This is a genomic window from Eubacterium sp. AF15-50, assembly GCF_934835595.1.
Lineage (GTDB): Bacteria > Bacillota > Clostridia > Lachnospirales > Lachnospiraceae > Eubacterium_G > Eubacterium_G segne.
Map to the genome: position 1 here is coordinate 17,305 of NZ_CAKVZL010000029.1, position 4,878 is coordinate 22,182.

Genomic DNA, 4,878 nt, shown 5'->3' on the forward strand with positions numbered 1-4,878 from the left:
CTACCCACGCACCTAAATTGCAGTCAGGTATAAATAAGATTTTATCATTTTCTATTTTTTTGCAAATAGTCACTGCTGATGAAGATGTAACGCAAACATCACAAATAGTCTTAAGGGAACTTGTTGTGTTAATATATGCCACCACAGTATAATCCGGATAGGATTTCTTAACCTGTTCAATTAAATCCTTGTCCATCATTTCTGCCATGGGACAGCCTGCGTCTGCATTTGACAGTATTACCTTTTTATCCGGTGAAAGAATCTTCACTGTTTCAGCCATAAATCTGACGCCGCACATAATTACTGTCTTAGCACTGGTCTTTGCAGCCTCTACTGAAAGCCCGAAGCTGTCTCCGGTAAAATCTGCCACCTCTAAAATCTCAGGATTCTGATAACAATGGGCTAAAATGCAAATATCCTTTTCCTTTTTTAACTTTAAAATTTCTTCCTGTAAATCTTTTATCATAAATTCACTCTTTCCTGTAAGCTAAAAGAAAAAATCCATGGCAAAAGATTTGTCTTTATTCGCTTTTAGCTTCTTTCTTTTTCTCGTAATCTTCAATAGCAGCCTTAATTGCTTCTTCTGCTAACACTGAACAGTGTAACTTATGAGCAGGCAATCCGTCAAGTGCTTCTGCAACTGCTTTGTTGGTAAGCTCCAATGCCTCTGATACAGGTTTTCCCTTTATCATTTCTGTTGCCATGGAACTGCTGGCAATTGCTGAGCCACATCCAAATGTATTAAACTTAACATCTGTAATGATTCCGTCATTAACCTTAATATATATTTTCATTATATCGCCACATTTTGCGTTTCCCACTTCACCTACGCCATCAGCATCTTCTATTTTTCCAACATTTCTAGGATTCATGAAATGATCCATAACCTTTTCACTATATAACATATTGACACCTCCAAAAATTAAATAATGTGCTTAATTTCACCTTTTTCCAGTTCATCCCAAACCGGTGAAATTCCTCTTAAATATTCAACAACGTTAGCTATTTCTTTTATCATGTAATCAATTTCTTCCATTGTATTATCACGGCAGATAGTAAGTCTCAAAGAACCATGAGCTATCTCGTGAGGTCTTCCAATAGCTAAAAGTACATGGCTTGGGTCAAGGGAACCTGATGTACACGCTGAACCTGAAGATGCGGCAATTCCCTTAGCATCTAATAATAACAATAATGACTCTCCTTCAATTCCTTCAAAGCAGAAATTTACATTTCCCGGAAGTCTCTTTTCTCTGTCACCATTTAAAATAGAATGACTGATTTTTTCCAACCCTTCAATAAGGTGATTTCTTAATTTAATTTCAATTTCTGCTGTTTCATCAATGGCTTTTGTTGCATCCATTAATGCTTTTGCCATACCTACAATAGCCGGAAGATTTTCAGTTCCTGCTCTTCTTCCTCTTTCCTGAGCTCCACCTTCTATTATATTTACCAGAGGAATATTCTTTCTTGCAAACAATACTCCAACACCTTTCGGTCCGTGGAATTTATGACCTGATAATGATAACATATCAATATTTTCTTTATTTACATCAATATGAAGATGTCCTGCTGCCTGAACAGCATCTGTGTGGAAAATTACCCCTTTCTCCTTACAGATTTTTCCGATTTCTGCTATAGGCTGGATAGTTCCAATTTCATTATTGGCATACATTATGGTAACAAGAGCTGTATCTTCTCTTATTGCCTCCTCCACATCCTCAGGTTTTACAATTCCACTTTCATCTATATCTAAAAGTGTAACCTCAAAGCCTTCTTTTTCTAATTTATTTAATGTGTGAAGCACTGCGTGATGTTCAATCTTAGTGGAAATAATATGCTTTTTATTCTTTCTTGCACCAAACTTTGCTGCTGAAATAATTGCCTGGTTATCAGCTTCGCTTCCGCCTGATGTAAAATATATTTCCTTAAAATCAGCTCCTAAGCACTGTGCCACTTCAACTCTTGCCTTTTCTAATGCCTCTTTAGCCTTCTGTCCTACAGTATGAAGGCTTGATGGGTTACCATACACATTGTTCATAATGTCAACCATAGCATCAATAGCTGCCTGACTTGTCTTTGTTGTTGCCGCATTGTCAGCGTATATATACATAATGTTTCCTCCTTATTCCTATCTTTTTCATAGGAATTATACTTCATATAGTTTTATTTGTAAAGCCCTTTATTCATAATTGTTATAAAGGTATTATTTGCACTAATTTGACAGTTAATTCAATACATTCTTAGCAATATCAAAAAGATGTATCGCATTAATTAATCTCCTTAACCAATGCGGTACATCTCCTTAAAGTGAAATCTATAGAAAAACTATTTAAACTGATGTCCCTGAATCTGTAATCTCATACCACTTACATACCCACTAAAGAATAAATAACTACTCATGTCTGTCTTTACATTTTTGTAAGTCACTACCCTGTCTCCATTAAGAGTAGCTTTCGCAGCTTTAATGCATTTCTTATTAAGTCTGCCTTCATCGTATAACTTTAAAGCTTTCTTTAATGAACCGTTTCTTACAGGTCCGAACTGTCCCGGCTGATAAATAACCTTCTTTAACGTTCCCGGAAAATCCTTAGAACGCACACGGTTCATAATAACAATACCAACTGCTTTCTTTCCTGCATAACACTCTGAACCGGCTTCTGCATAAATAATAGCTGACATAAGTCTTAACTTCTGCTTATTGTAACGGTTCTTAACATTTACATTAATCTTAGCATATACAGAACCATCTGCCTTTGATGTTAACGTAATGGTTGTGGCACCTTTCTTAATACCTTTAACCGTTCCTGCTGCCGTAACTGTGGCAACCTTTGTATTATCTGAAACTATATTGTATAAACGCTTTAATTTTGCCTTCTTTATGCCTAAAGCCTTCGGGCTTGAAAAAGTGCTGTTTACCTTAACATTCTTTGAAACTGTAATCACATCATTTGTTTGAGAAACCGTAACTGTTTTTGCTTTATTATTAACACTTTTCGCCGACACACTTAAAGGACATAAAGTAACTATCATAAGGGACGCTAAAAGCAACCCGTATATTTTACTCTTCACCCTAACCTCCGTTTGTTACGAAATTATTACAATGTTTTCACAGTTGTTAATTATGCCGTAATTTTTGTAATTTGTCAATAAGGATTACGTAACACTTAATTAACACAAGAATACTTAAGCCTTAAATTATTTTATTTTTATGTTTTTATTTTTTTACATTTCCATCCATCAAGTCCTTCAAAGTGACATTTTCAAGGTAATCATCTATTACCTCATCTAACTGTTTCCACAATGGATATGTTACACACTTCTCCATTCTGTCACAGCTTCCCCCTTCTTCTAAACAAGAAACCGGTGCTAAGGTACCCTCCGCCAGTTTTATAATGGAACCTACACTGTATTCTGAAGGATCTTTAATTAATCTGTAGCCTCCTGCCTTTCCTCTTTGGCTTTTGACCATTTTTCCTCTATTAAGTATAGACACAATCATTTCAAGGTATTTCATGGATATCTGCTGTCTCTTTGCCACGTCCTTTAGGGAAACAAATCCTTCCTTAGAATTTTGTGCCAAATCTATCATAACCCTTAGAGCATAACGCCCTTTTGTTGAAATCATCATTTTAACTGCCTCCTTCTTTAATTCCTAGTATATAATAGGGATTAAAGAAAATCAATTGGTGTTTTCCCTAACCTATAAGGCATTCTTCTTTTTGCCTACACTGTCAATAATTTTATTTCCACAAAAATATGTAACATATCCAATGATAATTCCCATAACAATTCCTCCTAAAATGTCTGTAGGGAAGTGTACATACAGGTATAATCTTGAGAAAGCCATAAGAGCGGTTATTGGAATAACTATTATTCCCCATTTTTTCCTATATAATGTAACAACTGTTGCTGCAATAGTTGAGGACAATGCATGTCCCGACGGAAATGAATAATCCTTTGGATTTGCAATAAGTAGATTAAAATCTGTATTTATCCAGCACGGTCTTGATCTCATAACCAGATTTTTTAATATTCCATTTCCTATTATAACTCCTAACAATAATCCAATAAGTACCAGCAATCCTGCTTTTTTATGTTTTTTGCTAATAAGCAGTCCTATGGCTATGGCAATCCAAATTATTCCCATTTCTCCTAACAATGTGAATTTACTCATAAATACATCTAAAAAATCACATTGCAAGTTTTCCTGTATCCAGTTTAAAACATTCCAATCCAATGACATAACAACCTCGCTTTTATATTTATGTTTATTATATATTTAATCACAAACCTATTGTCTTTGCAAATAAACATTTTCATATCTTTATTACGAAAACTTTAACTTTTTTTAATTTTATTGTTGACAAAGCCATTGCCATATAGTATTATATGTCTTGCGTGTGACACACACGAAACAATGCGCGAGTGGCTCAGTGGTGGAGCACCTCCTTGCCAAGGAGGGGGTCGCGGGTTCGATCCCCGTCTCGCGCTTTTCTTATGCAATAAAATGGGTACCTTAACAGGTGCCCATTTTTATTGCATAAGCGAGCCCAGTCCCGGGCTCGAAGGTTCGATTTCTCGGCTTCCGCCTCGGTCGTTGCTTCTTAGGAGTTTTTTGTGTTTGCACATATATATATGGAAAATCTTAAAATTAAAACACTTTCCTAAAAAATTAATCCCATATATAAAAATATGATACTAATAAATAACTCTTTACAAGTGTACAATTTAAATAAATATTTAATCAAATGAAAGAGAGGTTTATGAAATGAAAAGGTTGAAGAAATTTTGTGCGATTATTTGTGCCATTGCAATGATAGTATCTTCGATTACATACTATCCAACAAACAATATAAGTGCAGCATCATTACCTAAGAA

Annotated in this window: 5 protein-coding genes, 1 tRNA gene and 1 pseudogene (1 of these 7 only partly in view); 1 reads left to right on the top strand and 6 read right to left on the bottom strand. The window is 35.1% G+C overall.

Going from position 1 to position 4,878, the window contains the following annotated elements; all coding sequences use genetic code 11:
• The 6 genes and pseudogenes from nadA to Q5O73_RS05190 form a co-directional block, all read right to left on the bottom strand.
• Positions 1–466: pseudogene (gene nadA, locus Q5O73_RS05165) on the bottom strand (quinolinate synthase NadA); it reaches 448 nt to the left of the window's first position.
• Positions 467–521: 55 nt separating this feature from the next.
• Positions 522–905, bottom strand: coding sequence for a Fe-S cluster assembly scaffold protein NifU (nifU, locus tag Q5O73_RS05170; RefSeq protein ID WP_021952918.1), 384 nt, complete (start codon positions 903–905; stop codon positions 522–524).
• Between the two features lie 17 nt (positions 906–922).
• The gene (nifS, locus tag Q5O73_RS05175) at positions 923–2,110 is read right to left on the bottom strand and encodes a cysteine desulfurase NifS (protein ID WP_302629124.1); all 1,188 of its coding nucleotides are present in this window, start codon (positions 2,108–2,110) and stop codon (positions 923–925) included.
• 215 nt (positions 2,111–2,325) lie between these two features.
• A complete protein-coding gene (locus Q5O73_RS05180; protein ID WP_118589557.1) occupies positions 2,326–3,069 on the bottom strand; it encodes a cell wall hydrolase in 744 nt (247 codons plus the stop codon).
• A gap of 145 nt (positions 3,070–3,214) precedes the next feature.
• Positions 3,215–3,628 (bottom strand): Rrf2 family transcriptional regulator, encoded by a 414-nt coding sequence (locus Q5O73_RS05185; RefSeq protein WP_021952921.1) that lies wholly within the window; start codon positions 3,626–3,628, stop codon positions 3,215–3,217.
• Between the two features lie 72 nt (positions 3,629–3,700).
• Entirely contained in the window at positions 3,701–4,243 is a 543-nt protein-coding gene (locus Q5O73_RS05190) for a phosphatase PAP2 family protein (protein ID WP_302669183.1), read from the bottom strand.
• Between the two features lie 176 nt (positions 4,244–4,419).
• Here Q5O73_RS05190 and Q5O73_RS05195 point away from each other — a divergent pair.
• Positions 4,420–4,491 (top strand) — tRNA-Gly (locus tag Q5O73_RS05195).
• Positions 4,492–4,878: the final 387 nt, after the last annotated feature.